This is a genomic window from Chryseobacterium mucoviscidosis (assembly GCF_002177115.1).
GTDB lineage: Bacteria > Bacteroidota > Bacteroidia > Flavobacteriales > Weeksellaceae > Chryseobacterium > Chryseobacterium mucoviscidosis.
The window spans coordinates 67,124-82,864 of sequence record NZ_MVAG01000071.1 but is presented as its reverse complement, the minus strand read 5'-3'; the positions used below and the strand labels follow the sequence as shown (position 1 = coordinate 82,864).

The 15,741-nt window shown below is 35.0% G+C and carries 16 protein-coding genes; 5 read left to right on the top strand and 11 right to left on the bottom strand.

The window, feature by feature from the left end; all coding sequences use genetic code 11:
- Positions 1 to 36 precede the first annotated feature (36 nt).
- Entirely contained in the window at positions 37 to 462 is a 426-nt protein-coding gene (locus B0E34_RS03270) for a hypothetical protein (protein WP_087706722.1), read from the top strand.
- A 71-nt stretch (positions 463 to 533) separates the two neighbouring features.
- On the opposite strand, the gene B0E34_RS03265 is transcribed toward B0E34_RS03270, so the two are convergent.
- The 3 genes from B0E34_RS03265 to B0E34_RS03255 form a co-directional block, all read right to left on the bottom strand.
- Positions 534 to 1,184: a hypothetical protein gene (locus B0E34_RS03265; protein ID WP_087706720.1), complete on the bottom strand. Its 651-nt coding sequence runs from the start codon at positions 1,182 to 1,184 to the stop codon at positions 534 to 536.
- Between the two features lie 69 nt (positions 1,185 to 1,253).
- Entirely contained in the window at positions 1,254 to 3,494 is a 2,241-nt protein-coding gene (locus B0E34_RS03260; protein WP_087706755.1) for a TonB-dependent receptor, read from the bottom strand.
- A 145-nt stretch (positions 3,495 to 3,639) separates the two neighbouring features.
- Positions 3,640 to 4,149: a helix-turn-helix domain-containing protein gene (locus B0E34_RS03255; protein WP_087706718.1), complete on the bottom strand. Its 510-nt coding sequence runs from the start codon at positions 4,147 to 4,149 to the stop codon at positions 3,640 to 3,642.
- A gap of 145 nt (positions 4,150 to 4,294) precedes the next feature.
- Here B0E34_RS03255 and B0E34_RS03250 point away from each other — a divergent pair, with 145 nt between their 5' ends.
- A complete protein-coding gene (locus B0E34_RS03250; RefSeq protein WP_087706716.1) occupies positions 4,295 to 4,798 on the top strand; it encodes a superoxide dismutase family protein in 504 nt (167 codons plus the stop codon).
- Between the two features lie 70 nt (positions 4,799 to 4,868).
- Here B0E34_RS03250 and B0E34_RS03245 read toward each other — a convergent pair whose 3' ends face one another.
- The gene (locus tag B0E34_RS03245) at positions 4,869 to 6,998 is read right to left on the bottom strand and encodes a carboxy terminal-processing peptidase (protein ID WP_087706714.1); all 2,130 of its coding nucleotides are present in this window, start codon (positions 6,996 to 6,998) and stop codon (positions 4,869 to 4,871) included.
- Positions 6,999 to 7,310: 312 nt separating this feature from the next.
- Here B0E34_RS03245 and surE point away from each other — a divergent pair, with 312 nt between their 5' ends.
- Complete coding sequence (gene surE, locus B0E34_RS03240) at positions 7,311 to 8,081, top strand: 5'/3'-nucleotidase SurE (protein ID WP_087706712.1); 771 nt, start codon at positions 7,311 to 7,313, stop codon at positions 8,079 to 8,081.
- Between the two features lie 33 nt (positions 8,082 to 8,114).
- Here surE and B0E34_RS03235 read toward each other — a convergent pair whose 3' ends face one another.
- Genes B0E34_RS03235 through B0E34_RS03215 form a run of 5 tightly spaced genes read right to left on the bottom strand, consistent with a single transcriptional unit; the run spans position 8,115 to position 11,237 of the window.
- Positions 8,115 to 8,570 carry a hypothetical protein gene (locus B0E34_RS03235; RefSeq protein ID WP_123956525.1) on the bottom strand — a complete coding sequence of 152 codons (456 nt, stop codon included), beginning with the start codon at positions 8,568 to 8,570 and terminating at the stop codon, positions 8,115 to 8,117.
- 41 nt (positions 8,571 to 8,611) lie between these two features.
- Positions 8,612 to 10,015, bottom strand: a complete 1,404-nt coding sequence (locus B0E34_RS03230) for a radical SAM protein (RefSeq protein ID WP_087706708.1) — start codon at positions 10,013 to 10,015, stop codon at positions 8,612 to 8,614.
- Between the two features lie 13 nt (positions 10,016 to 10,028).
- Complete coding sequence (locus tag B0E34_RS03225; protein WP_087706706.1) at positions 10,029 to 10,235, bottom strand: hypothetical protein; 207 nt, start codon at positions 10,233 to 10,235, stop codon at positions 10,029 to 10,031.
- An 11-nt stretch (positions 10,236 to 10,246) separates the two neighbouring features.
- Positions 10,247 to 10,480 (bottom strand): hypothetical protein, encoded by a 234-nt coding sequence (locus B0E34_RS03220; protein ID WP_228423005.1) that lies wholly within the window; start codon positions 10,478 to 10,480, stop codon positions 10,247 to 10,249.
- A gap of 10 nt (positions 10,481 to 10,490) precedes the next feature.
- Entirely contained in the window at positions 10,491 to 11,237 is a 747-nt protein-coding gene (locus B0E34_RS03215; protein WP_087706702.1) for a prolipoprotein diacylglyceryl transferase, read from the bottom strand.
- A gap of 618 nt (positions 11,238 to 11,855) precedes the next feature.
- Here B0E34_RS03215 and B0E34_RS03210 point away from each other — a divergent pair.
- Both B0E34_RS03210 and B0E34_RS03205 read left to right on the top strand, forming a co-directional pair.
- Entirely contained in the window at positions 11,856 to 12,896 is a 1,041-nt protein-coding gene (locus B0E34_RS03210) for a GMP reductase (protein ID WP_087706700.1), read from the top strand.
- 3 nt (positions 12,897 to 12,899) lie between these two features.
- Positions 12,900 to 13,634 carry a DUF1835 domain-containing protein gene (locus B0E34_RS03205; protein ID WP_087706698.1) on the top strand — a complete coding sequence of 245 codons (735 nt, stop codon included), beginning with the start codon at positions 12,900 to 12,902 and terminating at the stop codon, positions 13,632 to 13,634.
- Between the two features lie 3 nt (positions 13,635 to 13,637).
- Here the strand turns inward: B0E34_RS03205 and B0E34_RS03200 are convergent, their stop codons facing one another.
- Both B0E34_RS03200 and fabG read right to left on the bottom strand, forming a co-directional pair.
- Positions 13,638 to 14,957, bottom strand: coding sequence for a DUF6056 family protein (locus B0E34_RS03200; protein ID WP_087706696.1), 1,320 nt, complete (start codon positions 14,955 to 14,957; stop codon positions 13,638 to 13,640).
- A gap of 5 nt (positions 14,958 to 14,962) precedes the next feature.
- The gene (gene fabG, locus B0E34_RS03195) at positions 14,963 to 15,706 is read right to left on the bottom strand and encodes a 3-oxoacyl-[acyl-carrier-protein] reductase (RefSeq protein WP_087706694.1); all 744 of its coding nucleotides are present in this window, start codon (positions 15,704 to 15,706) and stop codon (positions 14,963 to 14,965) included.
- Positions 15,707 to 15,741: the final 35 nt, after the last annotated feature.

Here is a 15,741-nt window from a genome sequence, read left to right as displayed (position 1 = left end):
AAAAGTTTTTAAACATTAAACCAAAAAAAAATACTTATGGAAGATTTTGAAAAACAGAGACAAAACCTTGATGAAATATTTAAAGATATAGATAAATCAATGGCTTCTTTAGAAAAGACATCATATGATGGTACTAGAGATGTTCTAAAGTATTTTGATAGAATACATGATAAATTGTTTAATTTCAATAACATTATGATTGCAGGTTTTTTTGCAATAGCTAAAATTGAAGATGATGTTCCAATGGAACTAATTTTAGTTCCAATTATTAATTTAGGTATTATAATATTTATTGAATATAAAATGATGGAAAAAAGTAGAATGGAAGCAAATATTTTAGAAGATTTTAGTAATGTTGATAAACTCGGCAAAACAATAAATAAAACAACTAATTATTCATTGTTTACAATTTTTACAACAGCCGTTGTCACTGTATTTTTCTTATATAACTTATTTAAATAAAGGACTAATTTAATAGTCCTTTATTTTTAAAGTATTAGTTTAAATTAGTGAATAATTACCATAACTTTAAGTTATTTCGCAGCTCCGCTTACAAAATATTCAGCTTCTGCTTTTCCCCAGTTGGGAGCGATTTTAGATTTTGGAACGTAGGTTTTAAACTTCGTTAAAGCATCTTTAAACTGTTCCATCCCTTTTGTTTTGCTTCCTCCAAACTGCTCCGGAGTGAAGTAAGTGTCTTCCGCTTTTATCAGGGCAATTCTTGGGTTTTCGGGATCAAGGTTTTCTGCTTTTTTCAATTCTTCTATGGCTTTCATTCCGTCTGTCATGTATCTTTCGGTAGGATTTTCCATCATTTTAAGGGAATACGACATTTTTCTCAGCAGGTGAATTTCTGCATTGTCTTTTCCGGCAATGTTTTCCGCCTGATCCAGATATTTTTCTGCAATATTTGCCTGTGTTGAAAGCTCAGACATTTTACCTTCTCTCATTAACATTCTTCCCTTTTGAATGTATGAAAACGCGGCATAATATGCAGGAAGCCATTCTTTGGTTTCTTTTTTCCCGATTCTGTCGAAGTCATTCGCCAGAGTCTGGAATTCGTCAAGAGATTTACAGTTTTCAATTTTGGCAATTTTATCAGACATTATTTTTTCATAATCTGTCTGGGCAAAAGCGGTTAAACTCATCAGACTTAAAGCAAAGGTTAACAGGTATTTTTTCATGTTTTCTAAATTTTTAAGTTAATTTTTGTTTTGACTAAAGATATATTTTTAATTGAATTGAAATTACTTTTACAGATTATTATTGATGGCATCCTGCGTTTTGTCGACTCCGAAGCTGATGAATGCGCCTACAAAAACAAAGGTATTTACAGGCGGAACAACCGCTGAACTCCTTGATCCGTCCATTGAGAAATTGTAACCGTATACATTTTTCGATCCTAAAATATTGGATACACTCAATACGAGAACGGTAAATGTTTTTGAGTCTTTCTTTCCTAAATTGGGAAGATAATTTACACTGAAATTTAACGCGTTGTAATCTTTCAGACTGCCTTCGTGTCTAACGAAATATTTCTGTTCACCATTCACGTCCTGTGTTGCGATGTCGTAATACGGACGGCCTTTTGCGTATGTGTAGGAAATATTGAAGCCTGTTTTCCATTCCGGAACAAATCTTTTGGCTACTGCAGAAAGGGTGTGTTCGGAAGCGAAATTCGGTTTTAAACTCATCGGATAATTCATAAAATCTCTTTTTGAATCTAAAAATGAATAGCTGATCCAGTAATCGATATTGTCGAATGTTTTTTTATCTCTCCAGAATAATTCCAGTCCTTTTGCATAACCAAAACCGCTGTTGTTATCCGCTGTCTGCACAAACTGGTTCTGTCCGTCGATATACTGTAGGTTTTTTACCTTCAGAAGATCGTCATATTTTTTATAAAAAGCTTCAAATCTCAGGCTTCTTCCTTCCGTTGTTCTCTGCACCTGAAAGATATAATGCTGTGATTTCTGGAAGTCTAAATTTGCAGGACCGTTGATATATCTGCTTTCCGGATTCTGATAAAAAATTCCGTAAGCGAAAGAGGTAGTCCAGTCTTTCGCAAGACGATAAGCTAAAGCCAGTCTAGGTGCAATATTGCTTTTCCCAAGGTAGGAAGAATGCTCTGCTCTCACTCCTATTTTTGCTGACAACTGATTGCTGAATCCTAGATCTGTTTCTGCAAACGCTGAAGAGATCAGGTCTTTGTAGTTTTTCGTTACAAAATCGTTAAAATTTAATTTTTCGCTGGTACTATTCAGTTCAAAACCTCCTCGTAACGCGCTGATTTTATTTATTTTTCTTTCTAAAACTGTTTTGAAATTGATGTAATTTCCGTCATTCAGAAGTTTTGTGCTTCCGGTTTGGGTTTCGCCTTTTTGGGTTGAAAAATCAAGGTCTGATTGATTATAGGAATAAGATGCTCCTGCATTCAGTAAATATTTTCCGAATTTCTGCTTGAAAGACAAATTATGATAGGTATTTTTTCCTTTCAGTTTCACGAGAGACAGGTCATAATCTTCCGGTTCCAGACTTGGAGTCTGCACTGCCATTCTGTTGGAATCGTATTTACCGTAATATTTGAAAAATCCGCCTGATTTTGTTTTAAATCTGAAATTCAGATCGCTGTTTATACTTTGTGGAGCTTCGGAAAAATTGGTATTAAAATTGAAAATTTCCTGCATTAGTTTTAAGTTGGAATAGCCAAGACTGGCTCCGTAAGAATAGTTTTTATTATCGCCCAATCTCTGGAATCCTGCATTCAGAAAGATCGGAGAAACACCGAAATCGTAAGAACTCTGATCCGGAAGATCTACACTTTCCAGCATCAGTGCCCCCGAAAGAGCCTGACCGTACAATGCAGAATATCCGCCACTTGAGAATACATTGCCTTTGAAAAGAGAGGTATTAAAACGGTCTCTTCCTGCAATTCCCGGAACTGAATTGGAGAAATAATTGTTGATTAAGCTTCCATCCATAAAAATTTTGGATTCCGTTCCTGTTCCGCCACGGATGAAAAGACCTTCTGTTTCTCCCACTTTCTGAACTCCAGGAAGATACGTTAATGCAGATGTGATCTGTCCGTCCGCTCCGGCTGTTGTGTAAATATCAATCGGCGTAAGTAAAGCTGTTGCTCTTTTTTTGTCGCTTGCTTCAATGGAACCTGCCGAAACGACTACCGCATCAATTTCATTAATTTGCTCTTTCAGTTCTGCATTCACAGAAACTTCCTGATTTTCAATAACAATCTGTTTTTCAACGTCAATATATTTTGGATGTGTGAAGGTCAGTATCTTATTTCCTTTTTCTGAAGTTTCGAAAGAGAAATTTCCGTTGGCATCTGTTGTTGCGCCGTCGTAAGTATCTTTCAATGTTATATTTACCTCTCCTACTCCTTTATTTTTGTATGTTACTTTTCCCGAAATTCTGGTTTGAGCAAAACTTAGTGCAAATGATAAAAAAGTGGTAAGAAATAATAATTTTGTTTTCATAGCTGTTTTATTTCGATTCAAAAGTATGACGAAATTATATGACTGATAAATTTTTTTTGCTGAGTGGTCGTTTTTAGAATCTGAGTCGTCGTTTTTGATTTTCTGGTGCTGAAAATTTACTTTGTAAAATATATTGACCACCCCGTCAAAAATTCTTTGAATTTTCGCCACCCCTCCAAAGGAGGGGAATTTTACTACTATTTAAACTGAGTTCGGGACAAGTCTTCTTAAACGCAAGGTTTTCTATATTGCAAATGTATTGTTGAAAAACTGCATCCATTTGTCCGTTCTTGCTTTGTTTTAATTGAATTTTATGAAATTTTTCGGGAGCCGATTTTCTGAATTCTGAGGGAGATTTTCCGTAATGCTTTTTAAATGATTTGTTAAACGCTGAATGGTTGGAGAAACCTAATTCAAGATAAATATTTTTTACACTTATGTTCTTTTTTACGGCTAAATAAAAGGCGCTTTTTTCAATTCTTTTGCGGATGATATAGCTTTGAAGGGGTTCATTGGTCATCACTCTGAAAATCCTGTGAAAATGAAAGGGAGAATACGCTGCAACTTCCGCAACTTTTTCTAAAGAAAGTTCGGTATCGAGATTGTTATCAATGTACTGAATAGCTTTCACCATTCTTTTTCTGTATTCTTCCAATTTAAAAGCATTTCCTGCAAAGGTATCGACATCGGATGAAATTGGTTTGTCTTTTATTGCTATTGATGAAAAAAGACAGGAATCGTAATGCGCTTTGAAAAATGTTGTCTAACTTTATCCAACAATCACTTTAAATCATTTAAAAATGAAAGGTACAACATTAGCATTATTGGCAGGATGTGCGTTTTTTGCGGTTTCATGCGGAACAACAAATACGTATCAGATCCTTTCCAAAAGCAACACACAAACGGGCGGAACGGCAAAGTTTACCCAAAAAGGAGATGAAGTTGTTATGAAACTGGATGTTACGAATCTTACTCCGGGAATTCACGCGGTACACATCCATGAAAAAGGAGACTGCTCCGCAGCGGACGGAACTTCAACGGGAGGACACTGGAATCCATCGAAAAACGATCACGGAAAATGGGGCACTGAACATTTCCACATGGGAGATATCGGAAATCTTACGGCAAATCAGGATGGTGTGGCAACGCTGACTTTTAAAACCAACAAATGGTGTCTCGGATGTTCTGATGAGTCTAAAAACATCATCGGAAAAGGAATGATTATTCACGCCGCAGCCTACGATTTTCATACGCAGCCAACCGGAAATGCAGGAGGAAGAGTGGGTTGTGTGGAGATTAAGTAGTTTTCCACTTCTATCGATAAAAAATACCGCTACTTTTTGTTAGCGGTATTTTTATATTTCGATCTGAATATTAAGATTTTACACTCATGTCTGTAATGATGTTCATTGCTTCCTGAAGGTAAAGGTCTTTTTTAAGATTTTTGATCCAGATTTCAGATTTTTTCTTGAAGGCTTCATCTTTTTTCTCTCTTTCAATTTCATTCTGATATAAAGTAAACTGAAGACCGTTTTCAAATTTCGTAAGAGACTTGAACTTCTCGATCTGTGCTTTTCTCTGCTTCATCAGTTCATTGAATTTATTGATATTCAAAGTAATGGTCTCTTCTTTATCCAACTGTTCTCTCCACTGAGCAGATTCTAACAGCAACTGATATTTTGCATTTTTAGCCATTCTGTCGTTGCTTGCTTTTTCCAACGCCTGAATGTTGAAATAATTAAGCTTCTGGAAGCTTGTAGAAGGAATTTTATCCCAAGCCAGAGCATAATCATCATATCTTTCTCCTACTTCAGCATATGTGAAAAGATCTTTCATCTGAATATCTGAAACAATTCCTTTTCTCTGGGTAGATTCTCCTGTAATTTTGTAGAATTTCTGGATGGTAAGTTTTAAAGATCCGAAATCGTCTTCTGTGTTTAAGAATCTGTTCAGATCCACAAAAGTCTGCACGGTTCCTTTTCCGAATGATTGAGGCGAACCGATAATCATCGCTCTTCCGTAATCCTGCATCACACCTGCTAAAATTTCTGAAGCTGAAGCGGAAAGTTCGTTCTGCATAATCACCAGTGGGCCTGTCCAGATCGGAGTTTCATTTTTATTTTTTAAGGTCTGAATTTTCCCGTTTCCGTCTTTTACCTGAACATAAGGTCCTGCCTGCATGAAAAGTCCCATGATGTCTCCCACTTCCGTTAAAGAACCTCCTCCGTTGTTTCTAAGATCCAGAACAATTCCTTCTATTCCCTGAGCTTTAAGCTTGATGATTTCGTTTTTAATATCATCAGAAGCATTTCTTCCGTTCGGATTTTCAAAATCTGCGTTGAAACTTGGTAAATTGATGAATCCGTATTTTTTACCATTCGGAGAGTTGACAATAATACTTCTTGCGAAAGTATCTTCAATTGCCACTTCTTCACGAATCATGGTAACTTCTTTTATTGTTCCGTCTTTTTTCTGAACCGTTAAAGTAACCGGAGTTCCTTTTTCACCTCTGATAAGTCTTACGGCTTCATCAGAAAGCATTCCCACAACATTTACGGCATCTTCTTTCGGTTTAGATTTTACTTTTAAAATTTTATCTCCTTCGGAAAGCTGTTTGGATTTCCACGCCGGAGCGCCGATCGTTAAAGCACCCAGATAAAGATTTCCTTTTTTCTCCTGAATAATGGCCCCGATTCCGATTACTTTTCCGGTGAAATTGGTGTCGAAATCTTCTTTATCCTTTGGAGAATAGTAGTTGGTGTGCGGATCGAAAACTTCTGTATAGGCATTCATATACACGGTAAACCAATCCATTTTCTTTCTCTTTTTGAATCTCGTAAAGGTTTCTTTTACAAGATCTTTCACCTCATCGGTTGCTTTTTTAAGCTTCTGATCCGGCGCAAGAGGCTGATATTTTATGGTATCTTTCAGATTATATTTCTGTACAGAATCTTTTTTCTCTTTCTGAGCTTCTTCTTTGCTGTTCATCGATTCAATTTCCTGAAGAATATTGTATTTGATGAATTTTTTCCACTCATTATACTGCTCCTGCTTGTTTGCCGGAACTTTTTTCATTTTCGGTTCTAAAATAAGCGTTTCATCTTCTTCCAGATTAATCGGCTTGCTGAAGATATCCTGCGTAATTTTATCGATTTCGTCTACTCTCTGGTATAATCTGTCGATGGTAAGTTTGTAGAAAGTAAGATCTCCCTGGTTGATGTAATCATCCAGTTTCGTTTCGTGTTTGCCGAACTCATCCATATCGGACTGAATGAAATATCTTTTTCCCGGATCTACCATTTCAAAATAATGCTTATAAACATCCTTAGAATAGGCATCATTAATAGGTTTTGGGCTGTAATGCAAATAAGAAAGTGTATTTTTAACGCTCACCATTATCGTCTGCATCTTTTCGTCATCATTCTTTGGCGAGTTGAAACAAAACATTAGACTTGTTAATGGAATTAGGAGTAAAAATTTATTTAGCTTAAAATTTTTCCACATAAATCTGTAATGTATTTTTATTAATTTTAAAAAAGTATTGTAATAAGTAGTTATTTTTTATTCTCCGTTACAAACTATCAAATTTAATACCTTATTTCTAAATATCTGTTACTTTTAAGGAATTTTATTAAAATCCGTTTTCCAATACATTTTCTCTGTTAAAATTGTTTTTTAAAAAAGAGAATTGTTAGTTTTTAAATTTAGTTTTCGCAAAAATGAATAAAAAGGCATAAACATTTCATACAATAATTAAACGCAAAGTTTTTCCGAAGAAACTCTTTATGCTATATTTGTTACAATTAAAAAATTTATATGGAAAGACCACTTATTCTGGTTACAAATGATGACGGAATTACAGCACCGGGAATCAGAAATCTTATCAGTTTTATGAACGAAATCGGAGAAGTAGTTGTTGTAGCACCCAACTCTCCGCAAAGCGGTAAAGGTCATGCGATTACCATAAATTCTACTTTAAGTTACGAAGAAGTACATCTCGACGGTCCGCAAAAGGATTTTTCGTGCAGCGGAACTCCTGTTGACTGTGTAAAGATGGCTCTTGACAAAATTCTTCCGCGAAGACCGGATATTGTGGTTTCAGGAATTAATCACGGAGCAAATTCTTCCATCAATGTTATTTATTCGGGAACGATGTCTGCTGCTGTTGAAGCGGGTGTAGAAAGTCTTCCTGCCATCGGATTTTCTTTGCTGGATTTCAGTTGGGAAGCAGATTTTACACAGGCGAAAGAATATATTCAGAATATTGTAAGAAAAACTCTGGAAAACCCAATGCCGAAAGGAATTGTTTTAAACGTGAACATTCCGAAACTTCCAAAAGAGGAAATAAAAGGCGTAAAAGTATGCAAACAGGCAAATGCAAAATGGGAAGAAAGCTTTGATGAAAGGGTGAATCCTCACGGAAAAAAATATTACTGGCTTACCGGATATTTCAACAATATGGACGAATCTGAAGATGCCGATGAAACCGCTTTGGCGAATGGCTATATCTCTATTGTTCCGGTGAAATTCGATCTTACCGCTTACGAGTATATGAATACGCTGAATGAGGTAATGAAGTTTGATTAAATATAAATATTGAGGCGTAAATTTTTTTACGCCTTATTTTTTTGCAATAGAAACTCTTACACCGAATAAAATTCTAATCATATCAAAGACGGAAAATCTTATGTATTGATATTCTGTTAGATTAAGTTTTTTTTTAAGATCAATATAATTGGAATAATCAAAACTTGAAATTCTTTCTACCACTCTATTATCTTTAACAAGATATAAAACATTGTACGACTGATATTTGGCTCTTTCTATTTTTTCAAAACAAAAATCTAAATCATCTATCTTAATTGTTTCAGTTTTAAAAAATTTTTTAAAGATAATCATACCATCAGTTATTATAATTTTTGCATGAATTTTAAAGAAAAAATTCCAAAATAAAATCAATGCTGAAACAAAAAAAATATCTCTCAGAATATATAATATCTTAAAACTTCTAAAATCATCAATAATAATGAAAGTAAAGACTATTGTAGATAAAAACGTAAAAAAATATACGATCATGAATGATTCGATATTAATCCTTGATCTCATTCTTTAATGTCTTAAAATAAAACTCTATCCTCTTTCCTCAATTCCTCCAGATATTTGCTTTTATCATCACGGTAAAATAAATTCATGGTTTCGAAAGGAATCATTTTCAGGTCTTTATTTACAATGTGAACACAGGATTTTTTCACAGCGCGGACATCAAAATCATGCGCATCCATAAAGTTCATGATGATAATTCTGAACAGGTTATCATAATCCAGATTGGGAGCGGAAACGTCAGGAAGACAGCACAATAACTGATTAACTTTAGGTTTTACTTTATCTACAGAAATTCCGGTGCTGAAAATATCCAGAAGCTGCATCTGCAATCCGGTATCCTGTTCGTAAACAATGGTATTCCGGGTTTCATTGTTCAGTAAATCAGCAGGATTGATGTATCGTGTTAAAGGAATCGTTTCGCCTTCCAGTTTCAGAATATATCCCATCGCCAAAGCATCGGGATTACACGGAACCGGAATGATATCATCCGAATTCAGCAAAGGAAACTGATTGAGAATTTCCTGTCTTACTTCTGTTAAAGTAATTTTTTCATAAGCTGAATCTTCACGGTTTCTTCCTGCAATTTCTACAGGCTGAAAGGTAATTCCGCGGACACATTTCTGTTTCAGGGCAAAATCAATGATTTTTCCGATTTCGTCAATATTTTTATCTTTCTGAAGAACAATAACGAGGGTAGTCGAAAGATTTAAAGAATTCAATTTCTCTAAAGCTTTCATTCGTACGTCTGTTAAATCTTTTCCTCTGAAATCTTTCAGAACTTCCGGTTTAAAGGAATCAAACTGAAGGTAAATTTCAAATTCAGGAGCATAGGTTGCTAATTTTTCGGCAAAACCGGGATCATTCGCAATTCTTACACCGTTGGTATTTAACATTAAATGTTTGATGGGTTTCGACTTCGCAATATCCATGATCTTGAAAAATTCTGGATGGATTGTCGGCTCTCCTCCACTGATCTGAACAACATCCGGCTCGCCTTCATTTTTAACAATAATATCAAACATCGCTTCAATCTCCTCCAGACTTCTGTGACTTCCGTAATGTGGCGAAGACATCGCATAGCAGGTAGGACAGGTAAGATTACACCGATCCGTTACTTCCACAATAGAAAGGCAGCTATGTTGCTCATGATCAATACATAAACCACAATCATAAGGACAGCCATATTCTACATCGGTTCCAAAATGCACCGGAATTTCTGATGCTTTATTGTAGTTTCTGATATTTTTATAATACTGAACATCAGAAGCAATTTTAGTTTTGAAAAATCCGTGATCCGGACATCTTTTCGTCATGAAAACCACTTCATCTTCAATAATGATCTTTGCTCCCACTCTTTTCAGACATTCCGGACAAAGACTTATGGTATAATCGTAATACGTATAATTTCTTACTGGCATAATAATTCTTAATTTATAAAGCTCCTCCGCAAATCATTCCGCTAATAATCAAACAAATAAGCATGGAAATCGTGACGGTTTGCCAAAATTGTTTCTTCGAAAATTCTTTATTCTTCCACTGAAAAATAGCTTCCGTAATTTTTCCAACTATAAATGAAATTCCAAAAATAGTTCCTCCAAATATCAAAAGTATTACTAATATGCTAATCAATAAATCCATCTTAATTTCTTTTACATTCCGCCACAAACAACGCCGCTGATCAGTCCGCCAACAAGCATGGAAATCAGAACAGTCATCCAAAACTGACCCGTTGAAAATTTTCTTTCATTATTCCATTCGTAAATAACTTTTGTAATTACGGCAACAACAAGCGATATCATCAATAATACAAAGGCAATAATCCCGATAATCATTACAACAAGACCACCAAGATCTCCGACTTCAAGAAATGTGAGTAATTTCATGATTTGATATTTAATGTGAAGTTACAAATTTTGTTTTTCTAAATTTTAAGAAATAATAGAAAATTACAGCTATACAAACAACCTGTATGGTTCCTAAATTTCCTAAAATTTCTACTCTCGGCTTGATGAAGTCCAGCAACAGCCTGAAGCTAAAATAACTGACCATAAACAACTGAAAGACGAAACCTGAAGGATATTTTTTTGTATTCTGGATGATTTTTAAAACGATCCATAAAAGAATGAGAAACGCTATTTCATATAATGCCACAGGATGTCTGAGAAATTGGTCTCCCAGATGCATTCCGAAAATAAAATCAGTAGGAATTCCGTATGTTTCTTCATGAATTCCGGTAAGAAAGCAGCCGATTCTGCCAATAATCATTGCTAAGATCAGTGGATAGACTATCAAATCTCCGGTACTTTCTTTATGCCCGACAATTTTTTTTGCCCATTCAACACCAATTATGCCAAAAGCCAATCCGCCAACAATTGTATTATTTGTCCAGATGGTTTTCAAATCAAAATGCTCTAAAAGTCTGATGGGGTTTTCGAGATTTCCAATTAATTTTGATCCGATTAATGCTCCCGCTGTTGCACCAATTAATACAGCAGCCGAAGTATTGAAAGACATTTTCTCTTTCGATTTTCGTTTTAGATAAAAATAAAACCGCATTCCGATAAAAATTCCTGCCGCTTCAAACAGCGGATGAGCGAGAATAGTTTTACCAAATAGGTGAAAGGTCACAGGAAAATCCATGGTTTCAAAAGTATTGTTTTTAATTAAAACTTGTTCAATTATTATCCTGATTTTAAAATTGATCTAAATATTTTCTTTAAAATTTTATGTGTGGTTCTTTTGTCTTGAAACAAAAGAACGAAAAGTTCAAGACTTTGAATCTGAATGCTAAAAATTAAAATTCATTCCTAAAATTCCCAAAACTTGCGCGAATTCAATTGGGGTCTTTTGATTAAAAATTTGCCTCGCGCTTCAAACAGTGGGAATTTTTTAACGGAATAAATTGTAATTTTCTTAACGCTTCAGCTTCATATGTCGATTTTTGTGATCGTATTTATGATTTTGTAAGCTTCTGAATCAAGATTTAAATTGTATTAAATAATTTTTGATTATCCCCTATTAATCATACTTTTTTTTCTAACGCAAAGGACTCGCAAAGATTCTTTATATACTAACTGTTTTTAAGTTCGCAAAAGTGCTTCGACAAGCTCAGCATAAACTATTCACTCAGCAAAGAACTCAAAGATTTTTTCCAATTATGACAAATAACGGACAATCATAAATAATTTATAAAATCCTTTTAAATAAAGATTAGAATCAATCTTTTTCATAATTTTAATTAAAATAATTATCCGAATTATGAGAATAGAATATGATATTAAACTGGGTTTTAAGGATGTAATGTTCCGTCCGAAACGTTCTACCCTGAAATCCCGTTCTGAAGTTGATCTTGAGAGAGAATTTACTTTTAAACATACCCGAAAAAAATGGAAAGGCGTTCCTGTGATTGCTGCCAATATGGATACGGTGGGAACTTTTGAAATGGCGGTGGAACTGGCAAAAGAAAAAATCATCACAGCGGTTCATAAGCATTATTCCGTGAAAGAATGGTCAGATTTTTTAAATTCTCAGCCTGAAAACATTTATCAGTATATCGCATTAAGCACAGGAACCGGAAAAGCCGATGAAGAAAAGATAAAAACAATCCTCGAAAGACATCCAAAAATCGAGTTTCTCTGCATTGATGTAGCCAATGGTTATTCTGAGCATTTTGTGGAATTTGTGAAGAAGGCAAGGGCAAATTTCCCGGATAAGATCATCATTGCCGGAAATGTTGTAACCGGAGAAATGGTGGAAGAACTTCTGTTAGTCGGCGCAGACATCATTAAAGTCGGGATTGGTCCCGGTTCGGTTTGTACGACGAGAGTGAAAACCGGAGTGGGATATCCTCAACTTTCGGCAATTATAGAATGTTCCGATGCGGCACATGGTTTAGGAGGTCATATTATCGCAGATGGCGGCTGTAAAGTTCCGGGAGATGTGGCGAAAGCTTTTGGCGGCGGTGCAGATTTTGTGATGCTGGGCGGAATGTTTGCAGGACACGATGAAAGCGGCGGCGAAATTGTGGAAGAAAACGGCAAAAAATACAGACTTTTTTACGGAATGAGCTCGAAAACAGCCATGGATAAACATTCAGGCGGCGTTGCAGAATACCGGGCTTCGGAGGGAAAAACTGTAAAAGTGGCTTATAAAGGTCCGGTTCTGGAAACGGTAAAAGATATTTTAGGCGGCGTTCGTTCTACCTGTACTTATGTGGGCGCTTCCAAACTGAAAGAACTGTCGAAAAGAACGACTTTCATCAGAGTGCAGGAGCAGGAAAATCAGGTATTTAAAGAGTAACAATTGAACAAAATATTTAATATTACAAATGGTGATTGTCTCGCTGAGCAATTGAAGGAAACAATCATTTCCGGCGAGATGATTATCTGTAGAGAAGCTTTAGTTGCAGGTTCTTTACAGGCTGAAAATCTGGATGTTTTCTGGAAGGCAAGATCAGAATTTATTGCTGAAAATTATGGTGATACAAAAGAAAATTATTACCGTAAAGTGGTTTCAGAATGTAATAAGATGATGCAGATTCCGGAAGATTCTGAAGTATATCTTTGGTTTGAAGATGATCTTTTTTGTCAGGTTAATATGTGGTTTTGCTTAACGCTGATTCCGAAGGATAAAAATATCAACATCTACAGGATTTTTCCAAAAGCATCGAAAGAAAACCAATGGAAAGGATTTTCGGATTCTGCCCGTTTTGATTTGGAAGAAGCATTAACCTCAAGAGTTTTATTTAAACAAAAAGATATTGAATTGGGACTGAATTTATGGGAAGCTTATCAAAGTAATCATCAAAATAAATTAAAACAACTTTCTGAAATTCAATCTGATTGCTTTCGCTTTTTACCTGAATTAATTACCGCTTATCAAAACATTAATCCTGAAGTTTTTATTCAAAATTTAATACAGAAAGGCATAACAGATTTTAGTGAAGTTTTTGAAAAGTTCCGTGATGAGCTGGGAATTTTCGGATTCGGAGATTTGCAGGTGAAGCTTATTTATGACAAAGTTTTTCAAGAAAAATAGCACTTATTTTACAACAATGCTTTTCTTGTTGAAATATTTTTCCAACTGATCATTAACGTATTTTTTCTCTTCTTTTGCGGAAGACAATTCATCAAAATACAGTATTTTCGGCACTTCTCTTATTTTATCAATCTTTAAAGAGTCTTCTTTTGAATTTTGAATTAAAGAAATTCTGCTTTTTATTTCTTCATCATACGCTTTCAGATCTGTTACAGCGATTTCCTGAACGAAATTATTCATGTTATAATCTATATTAAACCCTGAATAACTCTGACTGAAAAAATCTGTTTCCGGCAGAAAGATGACTAAAAAACTGATCCACCAAAATCTTTTTATATTCTCTTTTTTGTATAGTAAAATGAAAGAAAACGTGCTTAAAAAGAAGATGACAATGTTATCGTTCTGTCTTCCTACAATATTGATCAGATAGCCCAAAAACATTAAAGGTAACAATGAAATCATACAAATTATGCAAGCTTTGGTAAATTTCACTTTACTTTTTAAGGCAGTAAGTTCTTCAAAAAACAAAGCAGTAAATAAAGGAATAAGAAATACTGTTTTTATAAAAATATACCCAAAATTAAAAGTGAAAAAAGCGGCTCTTTTCGTCCACATCCAATAAAAAGCATCATCAGATTTTACCATTCTGTTGAAATTTCCGGGAGCTAAAAAGCTAATAAGAAATCCGATAATTCCGATGGCTAAAAGAATTTTATTTTCCTTTGATGGTTTTTCAAAGCCTATAAAGCTCAATGCTCCTAACAAAAGCAGCGCAATGATTTCATTTGCACCCATCAGAATGAAAATGACAACAGTGCTTAAAAAGAACCACCATTTTTTGTCTGACTGCTGAAATTTTCCGTAAAAAAAGAGCAAAAGACCCGATAAAATAACCGGCAGGAAATAGACATTAGATCCTGTGATCCAAAAATAATGTTCCGGTAAGCTGATTAATCCAACCGTGTAGATAAAGAAAAATAACAGGCTCTTTTTAAGGGCTTCAGCAAAGGAATAATTAAAATACAGTCTGAAATTTAAAATAATGACTGTAAGAAATGATGTCAGTAAAAATACAGGATAAATTTTCGGGATTATATTGAACGGATCTTTTGAAACAGGATTCAGCATATTAATGGTATAGCCAAAATATCTTCCTCCCCAATGCATATAAAAATCGCAGACATTCCATAGAAATCCCAACTTCTTTGTTCCGTAGGAATAGATATAATCATCGGTCTGATACACATTAAAAAAGGAAATGTAAACCAGACCGATTAGTAGTAAAACCGATAAGAATAAGGTAATATTCTGTACCGTTTTCATATATTTTATGTCAACAGACCTCCGTCAACATTTAACGTCTGTCCTGTAACGTAAGAAGACATTTCGCTACCCAGAAATACGCATGCATTTGCAATATCTCTTGTTTGTCCCAGTTTTTTCATCGGGATGGCTTCGTTCCATTTTTCTTTTGCTTTATCATCTAAAGCATCCGTCATTTCAGTCTGGATGAATCCCGGAGCAATTGCGTTGCAACGGATGTTTCTGGAACCCAATTCCAGCGCTACAGATTTTGTAAAACCGATAACTCCCGCTTTGGAAGCTGCATAGTTTGCCTGTCCTGCATTTCCGCTGATTCCTACTACAGAAGTCATGTTGATGATCGATCCTGCTTTTGCCTTCATCATGGGCTTAATTACCGCTTTGGTAAGATTGAATACAGAATCCAGATTTACTTTCATTACTTTATCCCAGTCATCTTTCGACATTCTCAAAAGCAGATTATCCTTCGTAATTCCTGCGTTATTTACCAAAATATCAATTTTCCCAAACTCAGCGATTACTTCATCCACTAAAGTCTGAGCCGCATCAAAATCTGATGCATCAGACTGATACCCTTTAATTTGAGTTACAGAACTTAAAGTTGCTTCCAATTCCTTCGCTTTTTCTACAGATCCGGCATAAGTAAATGCTACTTTTGCACCCTGTTCGGCGTACATTTCGGCAATTCCTTTTCCGATTCCTCGTGTAGCTCCCGTAATTAGCGCTACTTTTCCTTCTAATAGTTTCATATATGACAATTATTTTTCTTTATAACGTATTAGCC